15 protein-coding genes are annotated in these 18,279 nt (G+C 67.6%); 13 read left to right on the top strand and 2 right to left on the bottom strand.

Going from position 1 to position 18,279, the window contains the following annotated elements:
* The first annotated feature begins 38 nt into the window (after window positions 1–38).
* The 8 genes from IBX22_RS07030 (at window position 39) to IBX22_RS06995 (ending at window position 8,735) form a co-directional block, all read left to right on the top strand.
* Complete coding sequence (locus IBX22_RS07030; RefSeq protein WP_194814520.1) at window positions 39–1,166, top strand: TIGR03364 family FAD-dependent oxidoreductase; 1,128 nt, start codon at window positions 39–41, stop codon at window positions 1,164–1,166.
* Between the two features lie 8 nt (window positions 1,167–1,174).
* Window positions 1,175–1,864: a phosphonatase-like hydrolase gene (locus tag IBX22_RS07025; protein ID WP_194814519.1), complete on the top strand. Its 690-nt coding sequence runs from the start codon at window positions 1,175–1,177 to the stop codon at window positions 1,862–1,864.
* Window positions 1,865–1,915: 51 nt separating this feature from the next.
* On the top strand, window positions 1,916–2,971 hold the full coding sequence (locus IBX22_RS07020; protein ID WP_194814518.1) for a 2-aminoethylphosphonate ABC transporter substrate-binding protein: 1,056 nt from the start codon (window positions 1,916–1,918) through the stop codon (window positions 2,969–2,971).
* Between the two features lie 107 nt (window positions 2,972–3,078).
* Window positions 3,079–4,290, top strand: coding sequence for an ABC transporter ATP-binding protein (locus IBX22_RS07015; RefSeq protein WP_194814517.1), 1,212 nt, complete (start codon window positions 3,079–3,081; stop codon window positions 4,288–4,290).
* Window positions 4,291–5,119: 829 nt separating this feature from the next.
* Window positions 5,120–6,016 (top strand): 2-aminoethylphosphonate ABC transporter permease subunit, encoded by an 897-nt coding sequence (locus IBX22_RS07010; protein WP_194814516.1) that lies wholly within the window; start codon window positions 5,120–5,122, stop codon window positions 6,014–6,016.
* A 2-nt stretch (window positions 6,017–6,018) separates the two neighbouring features.
* Entirely contained in the window at window positions 6,019–6,816 is a 798-nt protein-coding gene (locus IBX22_RS07005) for an ABC transporter permease (RefSeq protein ID WP_194814515.1), read from the top strand.
* Between the two features lie 421 nt (window positions 6,817–7,237).
* Window positions 7,238–8,080, top strand: a complete 843-nt coding sequence (locus IBX22_RS07000; RefSeq protein WP_194814514.1) for an EamA family transporter — start codon at window positions 7,238–7,240, stop codon at window positions 8,078–8,080.
* Window positions 8,081–8,132: 52 nt separating this feature from the next.
* On the top strand, window positions 8,133–8,735 hold the full coding sequence (locus tag IBX22_RS06995) for a DUF4126 domain-containing protein (protein ID WP_194814513.1): 603 nt from the start codon (window positions 8,133–8,135) through the stop codon (window positions 8,733–8,735).
* Here the strand turns inward: IBX22_RS06995 and IBX22_RS06990 are convergent, their stop codons facing one another.
* On the bottom strand, window positions 8,736–9,746 hold the full coding sequence (locus IBX22_RS06990) for an LLM class flavin-dependent oxidoreductase (protein ID WP_194814512.1): 1,011 nt from the start codon (window positions 9,744–9,746) through the stop codon (window positions 8,736–8,738).
* Between the two features lie 131 nt (window positions 9,747–9,877).
* Here IBX22_RS06990 and map point away from each other — a divergent pair, with 131 nt between their 5' ends.
* The 4 genes from map (at window position 9,878) to IBX22_RS06965 (ending at window position 15,474) form a co-directional block, all read left to right on the top strand.
* Entirely contained in the window at window positions 9,878–10,741 is an 864-nt protein-coding gene (gene map / locus IBX22_RS06985; RefSeq protein WP_194814511.1) for a type I methionyl aminopeptidase, read from the top strand.
* Between the two features lie 184 nt (window positions 10,742–10,925).
* On the top strand, window positions 10,926–12,836 hold the full coding sequence (locus IBX22_RS37350; protein ID WP_375540204.1) for a cobyric acid synthase: 1,911 nt from the start codon (window positions 10,926–10,928) through the stop codon (window positions 12,834–12,836).
* A gap of 927 nt (window positions 12,837–13,763) precedes the next feature.
* Window positions 13,764–14,327 carry an alpha/beta hydrolase gene (locus IBX22_RS06970; protein ID WP_194814510.1) on the top strand — a complete coding sequence of 188 codons (564 nt, stop codon included), beginning with the start codon at window positions 13,764–13,766 and terminating at the stop codon, window positions 14,325–14,327.
* 100 nt (window positions 14,328–14,427) lie between these two features.
* On the top strand, window positions 14,428–15,474 hold the full coding sequence (locus IBX22_RS06965) for a hypothetical protein (protein WP_194814509.1): 1,047 nt from the start codon (window positions 14,428–14,430) through the stop codon (window positions 15,472–15,474).
* 4 nt (window positions 15,475–15,478) lie between these two features.
* Here the strand turns inward: IBX22_RS06965 and IBX22_RS06960 are convergent, their stop codons facing one another.
* On the bottom strand, window positions 15,479–16,501 hold the full coding sequence (locus IBX22_RS06960; RefSeq protein WP_309234465.1) for an alpha/beta hydrolase: 1,023 nt from the start codon (window positions 16,499–16,501) through the stop codon (window positions 15,479–15,481).
* 257 nt (window positions 16,502–16,758) lie between these two features.
* Between IBX22_RS06960 and mqo the strand changes: the two genes are divergently transcribed.
* Window positions 16,759–18,255: a malate dehydrogenase (quinone) gene (gene mqo, locus IBX22_RS06955; RefSeq protein WP_228538232.1), complete on the top strand. Its 1,497-nt coding sequence runs from the start codon at window positions 16,759–16,761 to the stop codon at window positions 18,253–18,255.
* Window positions 18,256–18,279: the final 24 nt, after the last annotated feature.

The raw sequence follows: 18,279 nt of genomic DNA, 5'->3' as shown, positions 1-18,279 counted from the left end.
ACACCCGTTGGTCTAGACCATTGGTCACCATGGTCCTCATGCGATTGGTCATCATCGGAGGTGGAATCCTCGGCACCGCCCACGCGCTCGCCGCGGTCGGCCGCGGCCACGAGGTCGTGCAGCTGGAACGGGAGCCGGAGGCGCGGGGCGCCACCGTGCGCAACTTCGGATTGGTGTGGGTGTCCGGGCGGTCCGCCGCCGAACTCGACCTGACGCTGCGGTCGCGGGAGCTGTGGGAAGAGATCGGCGGGAAGGTGCCCGGTGTCGGGTTCCGCGCGGCGGGCTCGATCACGCTGGTGCGCACCCCCGAGGAACTGGCCGTCGCCGAAGCGGCCGCGGGGTCGCCGAGCGCTCGAGCCCGTGGTTTCGAGCTGCTCGACACCGACCGGGTGCGGGCGATCAACCCCGCGCTGCGCGGCAAATTCCTTGCCGGACTGTATTGTTCGACCGATGCCGCGGTGGAGTCGCGCCAGGCGCTGCCTGCTCTGCGCGCATATATGACCGCCACCGGCCGCTACACCTTCCATGCGAGCACCGAAGCGCGGTCGATCACCGATAACGGTTCCACTGCAACGGTTCTCGATGACCAGGGGCGGACCTTCGAGGCCGACCTGGTGCTGGATTGCCCGGGCGCCGCGCACACCGGCCTGACCCGGGAACTGGTCGGCGCCATTCCGGTGCGCCGGGTGCGGTTGCAGATGATGCAGACCGCCCCGCTGGGTGAGCCACTGACCACCGCCATCGCCGACGGCGACAGCTTCCGCTATTACCCGGGCTTCGCCGGGCCGGAAGTGGACGCCCTGAATGCCGAACAGTCCCAGGCCGCGACCGCCGCCGAACACAAGATGCAGCTGCTGTGCGTGCAGCGCCTGCACGGCGGCCTCACCATCGGTGACACGCATGAGTATGCGGAGCCTTTCGCGTTCGACGTGGATGAGGCGCCCTACGAGCACCTCACCCAGGTCGCCGAGGAACTGCTGGGACGCAAACTGCCGCAGGTGGTCCGGCGCTGGGCCGGTGTGTACAGCCAGTCGATCGATCCGAACGCGATCGTCACCCGCGCCCAGGCTTCCGAACGGGTCTGGGTGATCACCGGGCCCGGCGGCCGCGGCATGACCCTCGGACCCGCCCTCGGCGAGCAGACCGCCGACCTACTGAATCTGTGAGGAATACCGTGCCGGACAAGGATATTCAGCTCGCGGTCTTCGATATGGCTGGGACCACCGTCGCAGACGGCGGCCTCGTAGTGCGCGCCTTCGAGGCCGCCGCGACCGCAGTGGGACTCGAAACCGAAGGCCCGCAACGGGATCGGGCGCGCCAGTATGTGGTCGACACCATGGGGCAGTCCAAGATCGTGGTGTTCCGGGCGCTGTTCGGCGACGAGGACAAGGCGCAGGAGGCCAACCGGGCCTTCGAAGCCGCCTACGACGCGTTGATCGAAGAGATCGGCGTCAGCGCGATTCCCGGGGCCGTCGAAACGTTCGAGAAGCTGCGGGCCGCGGGCATCAAGGTCGCGCTGACCACCGGGTTCAGCCGCGGCACCCAGGACAAGCTGCTGACCGCGCTGGGCTGGAACGACATCGCCGATCTCACCCTCGCGCCCGCCGAGGCCGGCCGCGGTCGTCCCTACCCCGACCTGGTTCTCACCGCACTGCTGCGACTGGGTGCCGATGCCGTGGATCGCGTTGCGGTGCTGGGGGATACGACCAGCGACATCGCGACCGGCCTGGCCGCGGGCGCACGGATCGTCGCGGGCACCCTGACCGGCGCGCACGACGAGGAGCAGTTGCGGGCCGCCGGAGCAACCCACGTGGTGCCCTCGGTTGCTGAGTTCGCCGAGCTCATCCTCTCCGAAACCACCTGACCGACCTGTCCCTGCGAACCCCCACTTCACCGAAGCGAAAGTTGTTCAACCGTGCGTACTTCCACAACGCGCCTCTCCAAGCTCGCCCTGCTGCTGGCTGCCGTCTCGACGGTCTCGCTTACCGCGGCCTGCGGTGGCACCGGCACCAGCGGCTCCGGCGAGCAGACCGTGACCGTCTACTCCGCCGACGGCCTCGACGGCTGGTACAAGTCCCAGTTCGAGAAGTTCAAGGCCAAGACCGGAATTTCGGTCAATATCGTGGCCGCGGGCTCCGGCGAGGTGGTCAACCGGGTCGAAAAGGAACAGTCCAACCCGCAGGCCGACGTTGTCGTGACGCTGCCGCCGTTCATCCAGAAGGCCGACGCCGCCGGGCTGCTGCAGCCGATCGGCGTCGACACCTCCGCGATCGCCGACTCCGAGAAGGACCCGAAGGGCAAGTACGTCAGCCTCGCGGGGAACTACCTGAACTTCATCGCCAACTCCACGGTCGACCCGTCCAAGCTCACCTGGGACGACCTGCTGAAGCCGGAATACAAAGGCAAGCTGCAGTATTCGACGCCCGGCCAGGCCGGTGACGGCACCGCTGTGCTGATCCTGCTGCAGGCGCTGCGCGGCAAGGACGGCGCCCTGGAATACCTGAAGGCGTTGCAGGCCAACAATGTCGGCCCGTCTTCCTCGACCGGCAAGCTGCAGCCCAAGGTCGACAAGGGCGAGCTGCTCATCGCCAACGGCGACATCCAGATGAACATGGAGTCGATCAAGTCCAAGGGCTCGAAGTTCAACATCTTCTTCCCGGCCTCGGCCGACGGCAAGAAGCACACCGTCTCGCTGCCCTACTTCATGGGCCTGGCCAAGGGCGCCCCGCACGCCGACGCCGCCAAGAAGCTGATGGAGTACCTGCTCAGCAAGGACGTGCAGGCCACCCTCGGTCCCGACGCCTACGCCGTCTCGGCCCGTAAGGACTTCGCCGAAGTCACCCCGACCGGCACCGGGCCCACCCCGGCCGCGCTGATCAAGGGCGTCGAGGTCGTGCATCCGGACTGGTCGAAGGTGATCAGCGAACTCGATGCCGACGTCGCCGCCTACCAAAAGGCCACCGGCAGCTGATCGTTCAGCCCGATCCCCGTCACCCCGGCGAACGCCGGGGCCCACCGATGGATCCCGGCGTTCGCCGGGATGACGGGGTGAGGGTGACATAGAAGGAGACGGACCTCATGAACGTCGGTGACGCGCTGACGAAATCCACCACCGGTACCCGGGTGTCCTCGGTCGTCGAACCCGCCATTGTGTTCGACCGGGTCGGGGTGCGGTACGGCACGGGCCGCAAGGCCACGGTCGCCCTGGCCGATTTCACCCTGCGCGTCGCCGCCGGGGAGACAGTCGCCCTGCTCGGGCCGAGCGGATCCGGCAAGTCGACCGCGCTCAAGGCCCTGGCCGGATTCGTCCGGCCGACCTCGGGCGCGGTCCGGCTGGCCGGCCGCGACGTCACCGACCTCTCACCCGCCAAGCGCGGGATCGGCGTGGTCGTGCAGTCCTACGCTCTGTTCCCGCACATGACGGTGCACGGCAACGTCGCCTTCGGGTTGAAGGCACATCGGGTGCCGCGCAAAGAGATCGACGCGCGGGTGACCGAAGCGCTGGAAATGGTCGGGATGGGCACGTACGCCAAACGACTACCCCGCGAACTGTCCGGCGGCCAGCAGCAGCGGGTCGCGATCGCCCGCGCCCTGGCCATCCGGCCCAAGGTGCTGCTGCTCGACGAACCCCTCGCCGCCTTGGACGCGCAACTGCGCCAATCCATGCTCGGCGAACTCCAGCAGCTGCGAAAAGCCCTGCCGGACACGGCGATGCTTTACGTCACCCACGATCAGGCCGAGGCGCTGGCGCTGGCCGACCGCATCGCGGTGATGCGAGACGCTCGGCTCGTCGACATCGATACCGCCGAAAACCTCTGGCAGCGCCCACCCAGCGACTTCACCGCCGCTTTCCTCGGCGGCGCGAACCTGGTGCCCTGCACCGTGAACCACATCTCCGGCGACGCCGCCCTCGTCACCGCCGGAAAACACACCCTGCGGGCGAAAGCGCCGAAACCCGGTGTCGGCAAAGCCGCTTGGGCTCCGGACGCCGAAGCCCTGCTCTGCGTCCGGCCCCACACCCTCACCGTCGGCGCCACTACAGACCGGGACGCCCTCCGCGCCACCGTCATCGCCAGCGTCTGGCGCGGTGCCTCGACCCGCCTGCAACTGTCCGTCGACGGCCTGCCCGGCGAAATCGCCGCCGACGTCCCGGGACACCTCGCCGCCGAGCTCGATTCGATTGTCGGCGTGCGCTTCCCGGACCCGACGGGGGTTCTCATCCCCACCGAGGTCGGCACCCAAGCTCCCGCCCCAGTGGCCGGTGCGGATGAGACGGGACCGCGGGCATGAGGGGGCCCGCGGTTCCTCCCACCACCCAGGCGAACAGCGGGAACGACGCCCGCTCCGTCGCGCAGCCTTCTCGGATACCGATCGCGTCCGACGCCCGTCATGCAGACGTGCCCTCGACCGGCGAGCCCGCAGTGCTCCCCGCCCGTGATCCGGCGGTGGTTCCTGCCGGTGGTCCCGCAGTTCCTCCTGCCACCACCCAGGCGAAGAGCGGGCACGACGCCCGCTCCGTCGCGCAGCCTTCTCCTATACCGATCGCGTCCGACGCCCGTCATCCAGACGTGCCTTCGACCGTCGAGCCCGCAGTGCTCCCCACCCGTGATCCGGCGGTGCTCTCTGCCGGTGGTCCTGCGGTGGTTCCTGCCGGTGGTCCTGCGGTGGTTCCTGTTGGTGGTCCTGCGGTGGTTCCTGTTGGTGGTCCTGCGGTGGTTCCTGTTGGTGGTCCTGCGGTGGTTCCTGTTGGTGGTCCTGCGGTGGTTCCTGTTGGTGGTCCTGCGGTACTCCCTGCCGGTGGTCTCGCGGTGCTTCCTGCCCGTCATCCCGGCAGGCTGTCGGCCGGGGTCGAGGCGCGGACCTCGGAGGTGGGCACGGATTCGATTGCGCGCGTTCAGGATCTCGTCCGAGAACGTGCCGCGACGCGGGGGCAACTTTTCCGCCGCAGCGGTCACGCGGGTGAGCAGGGCTCGGCGGCTCCCGCTGTCCCGGGCCGTGGAGCGTTCCTCGATGAGGCCAACCCGCCTTCCCTGCGGGAGCCGGAACCCGGAGAGCCCACGGAACCCCGAGGCGTGAGCCAGGTTTCGGCGGAAGCGCGACGCGAGGGCGAGGAGCGGTCATGAATGCTCCTGCTCTTCTGGAACAGCCGGTCGAAGTGGCCGACTCGCCTCCGCCTGCGGCGCGGCGTAGTTGGCGGCCGGTGTTGTGGACGTTGCCGCCGGTGCTGATCGTCCTGATCATTGCCGTCTATCCGATTACGCGGGTGCTGGCGGAGTCGACTGTCACGCCTACCGGTCGCGGCACCTCGGTGTGGACGGATGTTCTGGGCTCGGAGGCGTTCCGTAAGGCCTTGTGGCGCACCGTTTCCATCGCTGTCGTGTCTACAGCGGGATGCCTGGTGCTCGGGACTTTCCTCGCGGTGGTGCTGGCCTTCGTGCCGTTCCGCGGGTCGGCGGTGGTGGGCAGGCTCATCGATACCGTGCTGACGCTGCCCTCATTCCTGGTGACCTTGGCGTTCACCTTTCTCTATGGCACGGCAGGAGCGGTGAACGCGCTGATCACCGAGATCACAGGCCGTCAGACGCCACTGCTGAACTTTCTCACCACCCCATGGGGCGTGATAGCCGCAGAGATCACCTTCTTCACCCCGTTCGTGGTGCGGCCGCTGCTCGGCGCGTTCGCGCAGCTGCCTCGCGAACAGCTCGATGTCGCAGCGAGTTTGGGGGCTTCGCCGTGGCGGGTGCTGCGGCAGGTGGTGTTGCCGGAAGCCTGGCCCGCGATGGCGGCGGGTGGAAGTCTCGTACTCCTGTTGACGCTCAACGAGTTCGGCATCGTGCTGTTCACTGGTGCGAAGGGCGTCCTGACGCTGCCCGCCATGATCTATACCCGCGGCATCGTCACCTTCGACCTGCCCGGCGCGGCGGTGCTCGCCACCGTGCAGGTGGTGCTTTCCCTCACCTTGTACGGGGCCTACCGAATCGTGTTCGCCCGCTTCACTTCCCGGAAAGGACACTGACCATGCTGGTGTGGACCCGCACCGGTAAAGCGGTGGTGCTCACCGTTTTCGGGCTGGTGCTGACCGTCGTGTTCATCGCCCCGATCGCCACCGTCGTCGCGGCGGCACTGGCAGGCAGTTGGACCGGGCCGCTGCCGTCGAACCTCGGTTTCGCCAACTTCAGCCAGGCGCTGACCGGCGATGACGCGGCCAGCCTGTCGGTGAGTCTGCAAACCGCCCTGCTCTCCGGCGCTCTCGCGCTGATCCTCGGCACCTGGGCGGCACTGGCGGCCCGCGAAGCCCCCGGCTGGTGCCGGCGCCTCACCGACGCGGTGTTCCACCTCCCGGTCGCGGTGCCCTCGGTCGCCATCGGCCTGGGTGTGCTGATCGCGTTCAACGAGCGCCCGATCCTGCTCGGCGGCACCAAATGGATTGTCATCCTGGCCCATTCGGTCCTGGTCCTGGCCTACGCTTTCAGCGCCGTCTCCGCCGCCCTGGACCGTCTCGACCCCGGCTACCGCCAAGCCGCCGAATCCCTTGGCGCAGGCCCGGTCCGAGTCCTCTGCCAGATAACCCTGCCCCTGTTGCTGCCCGCACTCGGCGCCGCGGCGGGCCTCTCGATCGCCCTCTCCATGGGCGAACTCGGGGCCACCATCATGGTCTACCCAGCCACTTGGCGCACCCTCCCGGTCACCATCTTCGGCCAGACGGATCGCGGCGAAATCTTCACCGCCGCAGCAAGTACCAGCCTCCTGGTCCTGGTCACCCTGGTCTCCCTGGTGCTACTCGGCCGCCTGCGCGGACGCGCCGCCGTGCGTTAGCGCCCCGCCGTCCCGGCATGCTTCGTGGCGGGACCCAGCGGTTTCCATAGCTTGCGCCGGCGTCCAGGCCAGTGGCACATGCGCCGAGTGGCACACAGGCGAGGGGCTACTCGAACGTTCCCGCAGCCGTGTGCCTCTCGGCGTCAAAACGGCCTCGCGGAGGCGACGTCCCCGCCGCCTTCGCCGCTGTCGGCGCGGGAGAGGTGATGGTTGCAGGCGTCGCCTGGGCCCAGCGCCGCAAAATCACCGGGGGATGGGGGTGTGGTGGGTGGTTGTAGGTGCCGTGTGGCATTTGGCGGCAGTGGGGGGTGCAGGGATACAGGGGTGGGCGGATCGATGGGCGGGTGGGTGGCGGCCGGACGACGGTGGGCGGGCACGTGTCGCGCTGTTCTTGTTAATCCCCTATTACTGAAGGTGGTTGGTGTCCGACTCACTGCTCGCGACTGTGCTGGCGCTGATTTCCGCGCTGATGCACGCCTCGTGGAATGCCGCCGTGAAATCCGGCACCGACCGGCTCACCTCGATGGGCATGGTCGACGCGACCGCCTTGGTGGTGTGCGCTGTGGCCGTACCGTTCGTGGCGCCGCCGAACAAAGAGGCCTGGATATTTATCGGGATCTCCACGGTGCTCAATACAGTGTTCAGGCTGTTCATGATCAAGGCGTATCAGCTCGGGGACTTCGGCCAGATGTATCCGATCATGCGCGGTGTTCCGCCCCTGGCTGTCGCGGTGCTTTCCGTTGTGGCGCTGAATCAGTCGTTGACTGCGCTGGCGTGGGCCGGGGTCGGCCTGGTGTCGATCGGCGTGGTCAGCCTTGTTCTGTCGAACAAGGTGGGGGCCGTCCGGGTTCTGCCGGTCACCTATGCGGTTCTCGCCGGACTCGCGATCGCCGGATACACCGCCTCCGACGCGGGCGGAGTGCACGCGGTGCACAGTCTGGCCAGCTACCTGGTCTATCTCTTCTTGATCGAGAGCATTCCGATCCCGGCTCTGGCGATCGCTGTCCGCAAGCAGGAAGCATTCACCTATGCCCACCGCAATTGGAAGGTCGGCTTGTTCGGCGGCGTCAACGCGCTGCTGTCGTATTCGCTGATCCTGTGGGCGCTTTCGCTCGCCCCGGCCGCGAAAGTCGAAGCGCTGCGCGAAACCAGCGTCGTGCTCGCCGCGGGTATCGGTGCGCTGGTGTTCAAGGAATCGTTCGGCCGCAGCCGCGTGATCTGCTCGATCGTGGTGGCCGCCGGGATCGTCCTGATCAGCATTTGACCGGTGCGTCGCAGCACCCGCCGCGCCCGGACGCGCAACTAGGATCGATCAGGTGTCCTTGCTCCCGTTGATTTTCACCGCCGGCTGGGCGAGCGGCATCAACGCCTACGCCGTGGTGCTGCTGTTCGGTCTGTTCGGTATCACCGGCTTGTCCGACGACGTTCCGGAAGGCTTGCAGCGCCCCGACGTTCTCATCGCGGCGGGCGTGCTGTTCCTGGTCGAGGCGGTCGCCGACAAGATCCCGTACTTCGATTCGTTCTGGGACTCCATCCACACCGTTATCCGCCCGGCCTCGGGCGCGGTCGTCGCCGCGTTGCTGGCCGGATCGGACGGTTCGTTGCCGCAACTGGGTGCCGCGGCGGTCGGTGGGACGACGGCGCTGGTCAGTCACCTGGTCAAAGCCGGGCTCCGGATGGGGATCAACACCTCACCCGAACCCGCCAGCAACATTATTGTCAGCACCCTCGAAGACCTCGGCGTCGCGGGCGTCATCACCCTGGCCGTGTTCCACCCGCTCCCGGCCGCCATCATCGCCGGAGTCCTGCTGATCATCGGAATCGTGCTGGTTGTCTTCTTGGCCAAGCGAATTCGGCGATCGTGGCGTCGGTTCCGGCAATGGTGGGAGTCCCGGCAGCGCCCGGCACTGCCGGGGTAGTTACCGAACTTGGGGTGCGACCTTCTCCCCGAGCAGTTCGATATTGCGAATCACCTTGTCGTGCGGGAGCGTTCCGACGCTGGTGTGCAGCATGAAACGGTCCAGCCCGAGGGTGTCGCGGATATCGGCGATCTTCTCCGCCACATAGTCGGGCGTGCCGACGAACAGCGAACCGCTTTGGGAGCGAAGGCCATCGAACTGCTGACGGGTCATCGGGCCCCAGCCGCGCTCCCGGCCGATCTGGCTCATCGCCGCCGCGTAGGGCTCGTAGAAATCGGTGATCGCCTGCTCGTCGGATTCGGCGATGTAGCCGTGGGCGTGCACCGCGACCGGCTGCTTCTCATGGCCACCCTCGGCCAGCGCCCGGTGGTACAGGTCGACGAGGGGCTTGAAGCGGGCAGGCTCCCCGCCGATGATCGCGATGGCCAGCGGCAGACCGAGCAGACCCGCGCGGATCACCGATTCGGGACTACCGCCGACGGCGATCCAGACCGGGAGCGGGCGCTCGTCGGTGCGCGGGTAGACGATCGCATCCCGCAGCGGCGGGCGGAACTTGCCCGACCAGGTGACCGGGCCTTCGTCGCGGATATGCAGCAGCAGGGCCAGCTTCTCCTCGAAGAGTTCGTCGTAGTCGGACAGGTCGTAGCCGAACAGCGGGAAGGATTCGGTGAAGGAACCGCGTCCGGCCATCAGTTCGGCGCGGCCGTTGGACAGTCCGTCCAGGGTCGCGAACTCCTGGTAGGCGCGCACCGGGTCGGCGGAGCTCAGCACGGTGACCGCGCTGGTCAGCTGGATCCGCTCAGTACGTGCCGCGATCGCCGCCAGCACCACGGCGGGTGCGGAGGCCGCGAAGTCTTTACGGTGATGCTCGCCGACGCCGTACACGTCGAGGCCGACGCGTTCGGTCGCCACGGCCTCTTCCACCACTTCGCGCAGCCGCTGCCCGGCACTCGGCGCGGGGCGGTCGCCGACCGGCATGACCTCGGCGAATGTCGTCATTCCCAATTCCACGGCGGGGTCCTTGTCTGTGAGTGAGCACCTTGTCCAGCAGCTTAAACGGACCTTGGTCCGTATCTATTCCGGGTGTGGGTTCGCGAGGGTGCTGGCAGGTGCGGCCAGGAACGGACCGATAGTCTGTTCAGATGGCAGTTCGCACCCGCAAACCCCTCGTCCCCGGCACGCAGTCGCCCATCCGTGAGGTGCCCCGCTCCATCGAGCGGCCCGAGTACGCGTGGAAGAAGACCGTGAACGAAGGGCGCGAGCCCTGGGTGCAGACCCCCGAGACGATCGAGAAGATGCGGGTCGCGAGCAAGATCGCGGCGCAGGCGCTCGAAGCGGCCGGTAAGGCGGTGGCGCCGGGCGTCACCACCGACGAACTGGACCGGATCGCCCACGAATTCCTGTGCGACCACGGGGCCTACCCCTCCACGCTGGGCTACAAGGGTTTCCCGAAATCCTGCTGCACCTCGCTCAACGAGGTGATCTGCCACGGCATTCCGGACTCGACCGTGATCGAGGACGGCGACATCGTCAACATCGACGTCACCGCCTACATCGACGGCGTGCACGGCGACACCAACAAGACCTACCTCGCGGGTGACGTCGACGAAGAGGTGCGGTTGCTGGTGGAGCGCACCGAAGAGGCCACCATGCGGGCTATCAAAGCGGTGCGGCCCGGGCGTGCGCTGAACGTGATCGGGCGCGTCATCGAGTCCTACGCCAACCGCTTCGGCTACGGCGTCGTGCGCGACTTCACCGGCCACGGCGTCGGCCCCACCTTCCACAGCGGCCTGGTCATCCTGCACTACGACCAGCCCGCCATCGACACGGTCATCGAAGAGGGCATGACCTTCACCATCGAGCCGATGATCAACCTCGGCGGCATCGACTACGAGATCTGGAACGACGGCTGGACCGTGGTCACCAAGGACCGCAAGTGGACCGCCCAGTTCGAGCACACCCTGGTGGTCACGGCGAGCGGCGCTGAAATTCTCACGCTTCCGTGAGGCGGCGCTCCGAGCGTATGCAGTTCGTGCAAATTTCCGCTGAAATGGGCGATCTGGGCCAGATCGCGGCGAGAAGTGCACGAATTGCATACGGCGACCCCGCTCGGAACGCTGGAGCGCCTGCGCGGTGAAGGGTGCGTTGCTCGTCGCTGGGACTACCTCTGACGCCGGGAAAAGCGTTGTGGTGGCAGGGCTTTGCCGGATGCTGGCGCGGCGCGGGGTCAAGGTCGCGCCGTTCAAGGCGCAGAACATGTCCAACAACTCCGTTGTCACCCTGGACGGCGGGGAGATCGGGCGGGCGCAGGCCTTGCAGGCGCAAGCGTGCGGGCTGGAGCCTAGCGTGCGCTTCAATCCTGTGCTGCTGAAACCAGGCAGCGATCGCCGTTCCCAGCTCGTGGTGCGCGGCAAGGCGATCGGCACCGTCGGCGCGCGGGACTACTTCCAGCACCGGCAGGATCTGCGCAAGGTCGTTGCCGCCGAACTGGATTCGCTGCGCGCCGAATTCGATGTGGTGATCTGCGAGGGCGCGGGTTCACCCGCCGAAATCAACCTGCGCGCCACCGACTTGGCGAACATGGGCCTCGCACGGGAGGCTCAACTCCCGGTCGTCGTGGTCGGCGACATCGATCGCGGCGGCGTGCTGGCCCACCTGTTCGGCACCGTCGCCATCCTGGAACCCGAAGACCAGCAACTGATCTCGGCCTTCATCATCAACAAGTTCCGCGGCGACGTCGAACTCCTGAAACCCGGCCTGGACAGCCTCACCGACCGCACCGGCCGCCCCACCCTCGGCGTCATCCCGTTCGCCGAAGACCTCTGGATCGACGCCGAAGACTCCCTGAGCACCCTCGCCGACGCCCCCGTCGGCCGCCCCCGCCCACCGCTCGGCACCGAATGGCTCACCATCGCCGCCATCCGCCTGCCCCGCATCTCCAACTCCACCGACATCGAAGCCCTCGCCTGCGAACCCGGCGTCGCGGTCCGCTGGGTCACCGAACCCTCCCGCCTCACCGACGCCGACCTCGTCATCCTCCCCGGCAGCAAAGCCACCGTCTCCGACCTGGAATGGTTGCGCCACACCGGATTAGCCGCCGCCCTCCAATCCCGCGCCGCCGCCCATCGCCCCATCCTCGGCATCTGCGGCGGCTACCAAATGCTCGCCAAACGCATCCTCGACCCCATCGAATCCGGCGCAGGCTCCGTCGAGGGCCTCGGCCTACTCGACCTAGAAATAGAGTTCGCCAACCCAAAGGTGCTGCGCCGCAACAGCGGCCACACCGTCACTGGCGACCGATCGATTCGCGGCGCCGCGGCTGCCGGTGGTCGGCCGGAATTTGGCGCAGGCGCTGGCGATCGATCGATTCGCAGCGCCGCGCCCCCTGGTGGTCGGCCGGAACTTGCCACAGCCGCTGGTGACCGATCGATTCGCGGCGCCGCGGCTGCCGGTGGTCGGCCGGAATCTGCCGCAGGCGCTGGCGATCGATCGATTCGCGGCGCCGCGGCTGCCGATAGTCGGCCGGAATTTGGCGCAGGCGTTGGTGACCGGTCGATTCGCAGCACCGCGGCTGCCGGTGGTCGGCCGGGATCTGCCGCAGGCGCTGGCGATCGATCGATTCGCGGCACCGCGGCCGCCGATGGTCGGTCGGAATTTGCCGCAGCCGCTGGCAGCGGGGCGACCGCGGGCCTCGCCGGTGTCCCGGACTCGCTGGACACCGCAGGAATTCCGGTGCAGGGCTACGAAATCCACCACGGCCGCGTCACCCACACCGGCGACCAACCCTGGTTCCAGCTGGCGGGCGAACCCGAGGGCAGCGTCCGCGGCCCGGTCTGGGGCACCCACCTGCACGGCCTGATGGAATCCGACGCCTTCCGCCGCAACTGGCTCCACGAGGTCGCCACCGCCGCCGGCCGCTCAGGTTTCGTTGTCGCCGAAGATGTTTCGGTAGCGTCAGTCCGCTCCGCCCAACTAGACCTACTCGCGGACCTGATCGAGCAGCACCTCGACATCACCGCAATCGAAAAACTCATAGCCCAGGGCGCACCCCCAGACCTCCCGACGATCACCGCTGCCTTGCACCCCGCCGTGCCGCGCTGACCGCCCGCCGCGCCAGTTTCCGTTGCCGCCGAAGATGTTTCGATCGCCGAGGTCGATGCTCTGTCCGGCGTTCCGTCGACGCCGTAGCCATGCCCACCGCCGATCCGGTAGCGTCCGCCGATCCGGCAGCCCCCGCTGATCCGGTAGCGCCGCTGATCCGGCGGTGCCCGCCGATCCGGCAGCCCCCGCTGATCCGGTAGCGCCGCTGATCCGGCGGTGCCCGCCGATCCGGAAGCGGCGGCTGATCCGGCGGTGCCCGCCGATAAAAGTGGGACTGACCGAGGCGGATCGCGAGATGGCCCCTCGCTGGTGTCCCGCCTTTGCAGGCCTCACCCGCTAGGAACGTCTACCCAGCCGCGGTCCCCTGAGTGGCACATGAGTGTGGCATCGGCCGAGTGGCACCCCATGGTGTGCCTCTCGGTGGGCCGGGGTCGGGGCCGGGAAGTGTTCGACAAAGGCTGCTCGAGTTGGATTCCGCCGATGCAGAAGGCGAACTGGCATACGGGCTCTGGGTGCCGTCCTATCCGTGTCGGCCCGTGCGGACCTCGGCCTTCGCGACCTTTGGGCGTATCCGACCCGGGGAAGGCCGCCGCCACAATCTGTGCTGTCGTCCGGGAGGGCACTCGGTGGTGCCCCGCCTTGCCGGCCGGTCGGTTCTAGCTACGGTTCATGCCCTGAGCGGCATCTGAATGTGGGGTCGGTCGAGTGGTCGCTCTATGGCGTGCCACTTGGCGGGTTGCGGTGCGGACTGCGCGACGGTGTCGGGAGGTGTTCGACACAGCGCTGCCCGACTTGGATGCCGTCGATGCGATCGACCAGATGGCCGGCTGTGGGGCGAGGGTGGGGTGGTGGGGATCGGGTGGGCGACCGGCGCGAGGGGGTGAGACGCGCCGCTGTGTTCAGGTTGGCGGTGTAGCGTTCTGCGGCATGAAATCTCGGCAAATCGCGGTGGGGGACCGGGAATGGACTGTGCGGGTCGACGGGCCGGAGTCTCGGCACAGCGTGCTGCTGTTGCCGGACGCCGGTGATCCGGCGGACGTGTTCGATCAGGTGTGCACTCGGTTACATAACTCTGACCTGCGGACCATTGTGGTGGAATCGATCGGCGGACTGGAACCGGCGGGGATCCACGCGATCCTCGACGAGCTCGGTGTGCCTTACACGCATGTCGCCGGGCGTGGTGCGGGTGCGCTGCTGGCCTGGCAGGTGTGTTCGGGCACGTTCGGGCGGTTCATCAGCCTGGTGGTCGCCGATTACGGGCATCCGGCGGTTCCAGGGCCGGACGGCGTCGCCGCCGATCCGGAGTGCCGTCCGATGGAGCTTCCGGTCACGGTGATCGCGACCAAGCGGTTGCCGCGGGCGGTTGCCGACACCTCCGGGCGCTTCATCTACGGCGAGTTCCGGGTCGTGCAGGTCGACGTCGACAACGTGGCCACCGAAGCCGACCATGAACTGGCCACCGAGATCGTCCTGCGCACCAGCCTGTGGTGACGTACACCACCTGAATCTCCGTTTCGCCTAACCGATCCCGTCGTCCTATTGTTCGAGTGCGCGGTGGCACTGAGCCGCGCAGTCTCGAGATGAGGTTTCGATGCGGGGGACGTGGCTGGCGCTCGGGGTCACGGCAGCGCTGCTGACCGGCTGTACACAGTTGGTGCCGGGCAGTCCGGCGCCGGAACCGGCCGCCCGCGCCCCGGTCACCATCGACGACTACGGGTTGGATCTGGCGCCCCGCGATCGGACCGCCCTGCAAACCGCCGCGGTGTTGCGCACCATCGACCCCTGCGGGTTCGTCAGCCACACCCAGCTGGCCGATTACGGTCGAGTCGCGCAGGTGACGCCGTATCTCAGTCCCGAGAGCTGCCAAGTCCGCATCCATTCGGGCGACACCAGGTCGCAGCGCCTGCGGATCGAGTTGAGTATCAGCAAGCCTGCCGCGGCCACCGACTACCCGGTCGACGGGGGAACGGCGCTCCGGGCTGCGGATCCCGGGTCCGATCCGCATTGCGAACTCGTCGTCCCGATGCAACTTCCGACGACCGGGGTGGGCGGAACCGGAATCGGCACATTCACCGACTATGTCCGCGTCACCGCCTCCGGCTTCGAGGGCGACAACTGCGCCCCGGCCGGTGCCGTCGCTTCGAAAGTGCTTGTCGCGGCACGCGATCTGAAGGTGCCCTTGCGCCGCTACGCCGCCGAAACTCTGCCGGGCGGTGACCAGGATCCGTGCGCGCTACTGCGCCGGATGCCGGCGGGCTGGACCGTGTCGTTGCTGACGTCGGTGTCGAACCCGTACGAATGCAAGTTCTATGCCCGGGGCAAGGACCACGCGGACCAGTATTTCGTCCTCCGGCTCGAGGTCGACCGGCCCGACGACTCGGTGCCCGCGAAGGCATCCAGCATCGACCTGGCCGGGCGCACCGCAACCCGCTACTGCCCGAATACGTCCTCGCCGGAGTCGCCACAGTGGTGTTTCATCGACTTCGCACTCGACGGCGTCTTCGACGGAAATGTGCCGGATTCCCCGCTGACCAGCGCGGAACAGTCCTACGGCAAGGCCCGCGCCACCGTCAGCGTGTACGGGCCCGAAGCTGTGGTCCAGGAATTGGCGGTCGCGGCCCTCGCGGTCTACCGCTGAGCGACTACGCGTCCGCCGCTGGTGTTTTGGCCTGGTACTCGGTCAGCCAGTCGAGCCAGTTGTCGAGCTCGGTGAAGGCCTGCGCCAAAGGCTTTGCCGCGGACAGGAATACGTCGTGCCGCGCGCCGTCGACCGGCACGATGTTGGTGCGGTCGCCGAGGCAGCCCGCCCAGCGCTGGATCTGGCGCACATCGAGCACCACGTCGGCGACATCGGCGGCGGGCCCGTACTTCCGGGCGAACTTCGTCAACCGGGAGCGCAGGATCAGCGACGGCACGCCGATGTCGAGGCCTCGCTGCAACTGCGCGTGTCCGGCGCGGATCGCACGCAACCAGCCCAACCGCACCGGGAACCCGGCCAGCGGCTTCCAATCCAGGTTGTAATCCCATTCGCCGGCGACGGTCTGGTGCAGGCTGTCGCCGTAGGTGCTGACTTTCGCGCCCGGCAGTTCGAACATCGCACGGAATCGGCCCACCGCGTTGATGACCGGCGTGCCCACGGTCCGGTAGTAGGACGGGCCCTGCAGGTCGAACCACGGGCTGTTCAGCACCAGCCCGATGATCCCGGAGGCCGCCACCCCGGCCGACTTGTTCAGCCGGTCCAGCCACAGCGGCATGATCAGCCCGCCGGTCGAATGCGCGACCAGCAGCACGGGCGCGCCCGTCTCCTCTTTGACGATGCGCAGCGCCTCGTTGAGTTCCGCGTCGTAGAGCGCCAGATCGGTGACGTAGTGCGGTGTTTGGCCGTCGCGCAGTGAGCGCCCGCATTTGCGCAGGTCGAGCGCGTAGAAGCGATGGCCGCGCTGGGCGAAATGTTCGGCCAGATGCTGTTGGAAGAAGTAGTCGGTGAAACCGTGCAGGTAGAGCACCGTCGCTTCGGTCGCGGCCGCGCCGGTGTCGGGGGTGTAGCGCACGAGTGTCGCTACCGCCTCACCTTCACCGTCCGGGTCCGGACCGAGCGCAATGGTGCGATGCTCGTAACCGGCCCCGAGTACATCGGGGTGCCAGTCGCGAGTGATGTCGGACACGCTAACCGAGGTTTCATCCGTCACGAGACCCAATCTAGGCCAGGTCGGGCCCGGATCGAAGACCGGCGGGGAGGACTTTATCTATGTCACATTCGCCGGGTTCGTTGCAGGTATTCGGGGCGGTGAGGTGCACAATCGGGGGAGGTGACTCGAGGGTAACCTTTTGTTCACCTAGCGCCCGTGCCCACGCTGCCCATCCTTTGCCGGTGGGCCGCGAGAAGTGACAAGGAAGTCGATCAACCGTGCCGAACGCTGCCATGACTGAAAAGACCGATGTCGTTCTCATCGGTGCCGGCATCATGAGTGCCACTCTCGGCGCGCTGCTTCGTCAGCTGCAGCCGGACTGGTCGATCTCCATGTTCGAGCGGCTCGACGCCGCCGCGGCCGAGAGCAGCGACCCGTGGAACAACGCGGGCACCGGCCACTCGGCGCTGTGCGAGCTGAACTACAGCCCGCAGACCGCCGACGGCTCCGTCGATGTCACCAAGGCCATCGACATCAACGAGCGCTTCCAGGTGTCGCGCCAGTTCTGGGCCTACGCGGTCGAGAACGGCATCCTCGGTGACCCGTCGCACTTCATCAACCCGATCCCGCACGTCAGCTTCGTGCACGGCGCCGACGACGTGCAGTACCTGCGCAAGCGCTACGAGGCGCTGGCCGGGCACCCGCTGTTCGAGGGCATGGAGTACGTCGACAGCCCCGACGAGTTCGCGCGGCGACTACCGCTGATGGCCCGTGGCCGCAACTACTCCGACCCGGTCGCGCTGAACTGGACCGACGGCGGCACCGACATCGACTTCGGTTCGCTCACCAAGGAACTGCTCGCCTACCTCGGCGCGTCCGGCGCCGACATCGCGTTCGGCCACGACGTACGCAACCTGACCAAGCAGGCAGACGGCAGCTGGCTGGTGAAGGTCCAGAACCTGCGCACCGGCAAGGCGCGCACCATCAACGCCAAGTTCGTGTTCGTCGGCGCGGGCGGTGGCGCGCTGCCGCTGCTGCAGAAGTCCGGCATCAAGGAGATCAGCGGCTTCGCGGGTTTCCCGGTGTCCGGTCAGTTCCTGCGCTGCACCAACCCGGCGCTGATCGCTCAGCACGAGGCGAAGGTGTACGGCAAGGCTGCCGTCGGCGCGCCCCCGATGTCGGTGCCGCACTTGGACACTCGCGTCATCAACGGCGAGGCCGGTCTGCTGTTCGGCCCGTACGCCGGCTGGACCCCGAAGTTCCTCAAGGACGGGTCCAACGGCGACCTGTTCAAGTCGATCCGCCCAGGCAACCTCGCGCCCATGCTCGGTGTCGGCCTGACCGAGCTGTCACTGGTGAAGTACCTGGTCAGTGAGCTGCTGAAGTCGTACGACGGCAAGGTCTACACGATGGAGGAGTTCATCCCGCGCGCCGACGGCCGCGACTGGGAGATCATCACCGCCGGTCAGCGCGTGCAGATCATCCGGCGCAAGGGCGCGGGCGGCGTGCTCGAACTCGGCACCGCCGTCATCGCGGCCGAGGACGGTTCCATCGCGGGTCTGCTCGGCGCTTCGCCGGGCGCGTCGACCTGTGTCACCGCCATGCTCGACGTGCTGCAGCGCTGCTTCCCGCAGGAATACGCCGAGTGGACCCCGAAGCTGCAGAACATGGTGCCGTCGCTGGGCGTGAAGCTCTCCGACAACAAGGCGCTGTTCGGCGAGGTGTGGGATTGGACCTCCAAGACCCTCAATCTCACCTCGGCGAAGCACACCGCGAACACCGCGAATTAGGCGCAGTCGCTCGCGCCGACGGCT

This window comes from Nocardia sp. XZ_19_385 (assembly GCF_015355755.1).
Taxonomy (GTDB): Bacteria; Actinomycetota; Actinomycetes; order Mycobacteriales; family Mycobacteriaceae; genus Nocardia.
The sequence above is the reverse complement of the archived record's forward strand: the minus strand, read 5'-3'. Positions and strand labels throughout refer to the sequence as shown.

Coding starts and splice junctions, on each gene's coding strand:
- map (WP_194814511.1), top strand. CDS start 9,878: ATGGCAGTTCGCACCCGCAAACCCCTCGTCCCCGGCACGCAGTCGCCC.
- IBX22_RS07010 (WP_194814516.1), top strand. CDS start 5,120: ATGAATGCTCCTGCTCTTCTGGAACAGCCGGTCGAAGTGGCCGACTCG.
- IBX22_RS07015 (WP_194814517.1), top strand. CDS start 3,079: ATGAACGTCGGTGACGCGCTGACGAAATCCACCACCGGTACCCGGGTG.
- IBX22_RS07005 (WP_194814515.1), top strand. CDS start 6,019: ATGCTGGTGTGGACCCGCACCGGTAAAGCGGTGGTGCTCACCGTTTTC.
- IBX22_RS07030 (WP_194814520.1), top strand. CDS start 39: ATGCGATTGGTCATCATCGGAGGTGGAATCCTCGGCACCGCCCACGCG.
- IBX22_RS06965 (WP_194814509.1), top strand. CDS start 14,428: ATGCGGGGGACGTGGCTGGCGCTCGGGGTCACGGCAGCGCTGCTGACC.
- mqo (WP_228538232.1), top strand. CDS start 16,759: ATGACTGAAAAGACCGATGTCGTTCTCATCGGTGCCGGCATCATGAGT.
- IBX22_RS06970 (WP_194814510.1), top strand. CDS start 13,764: ATGAAATCTCGGCAAATCGCGGTGGGGGACCGGGAATGGACTGTGCGG.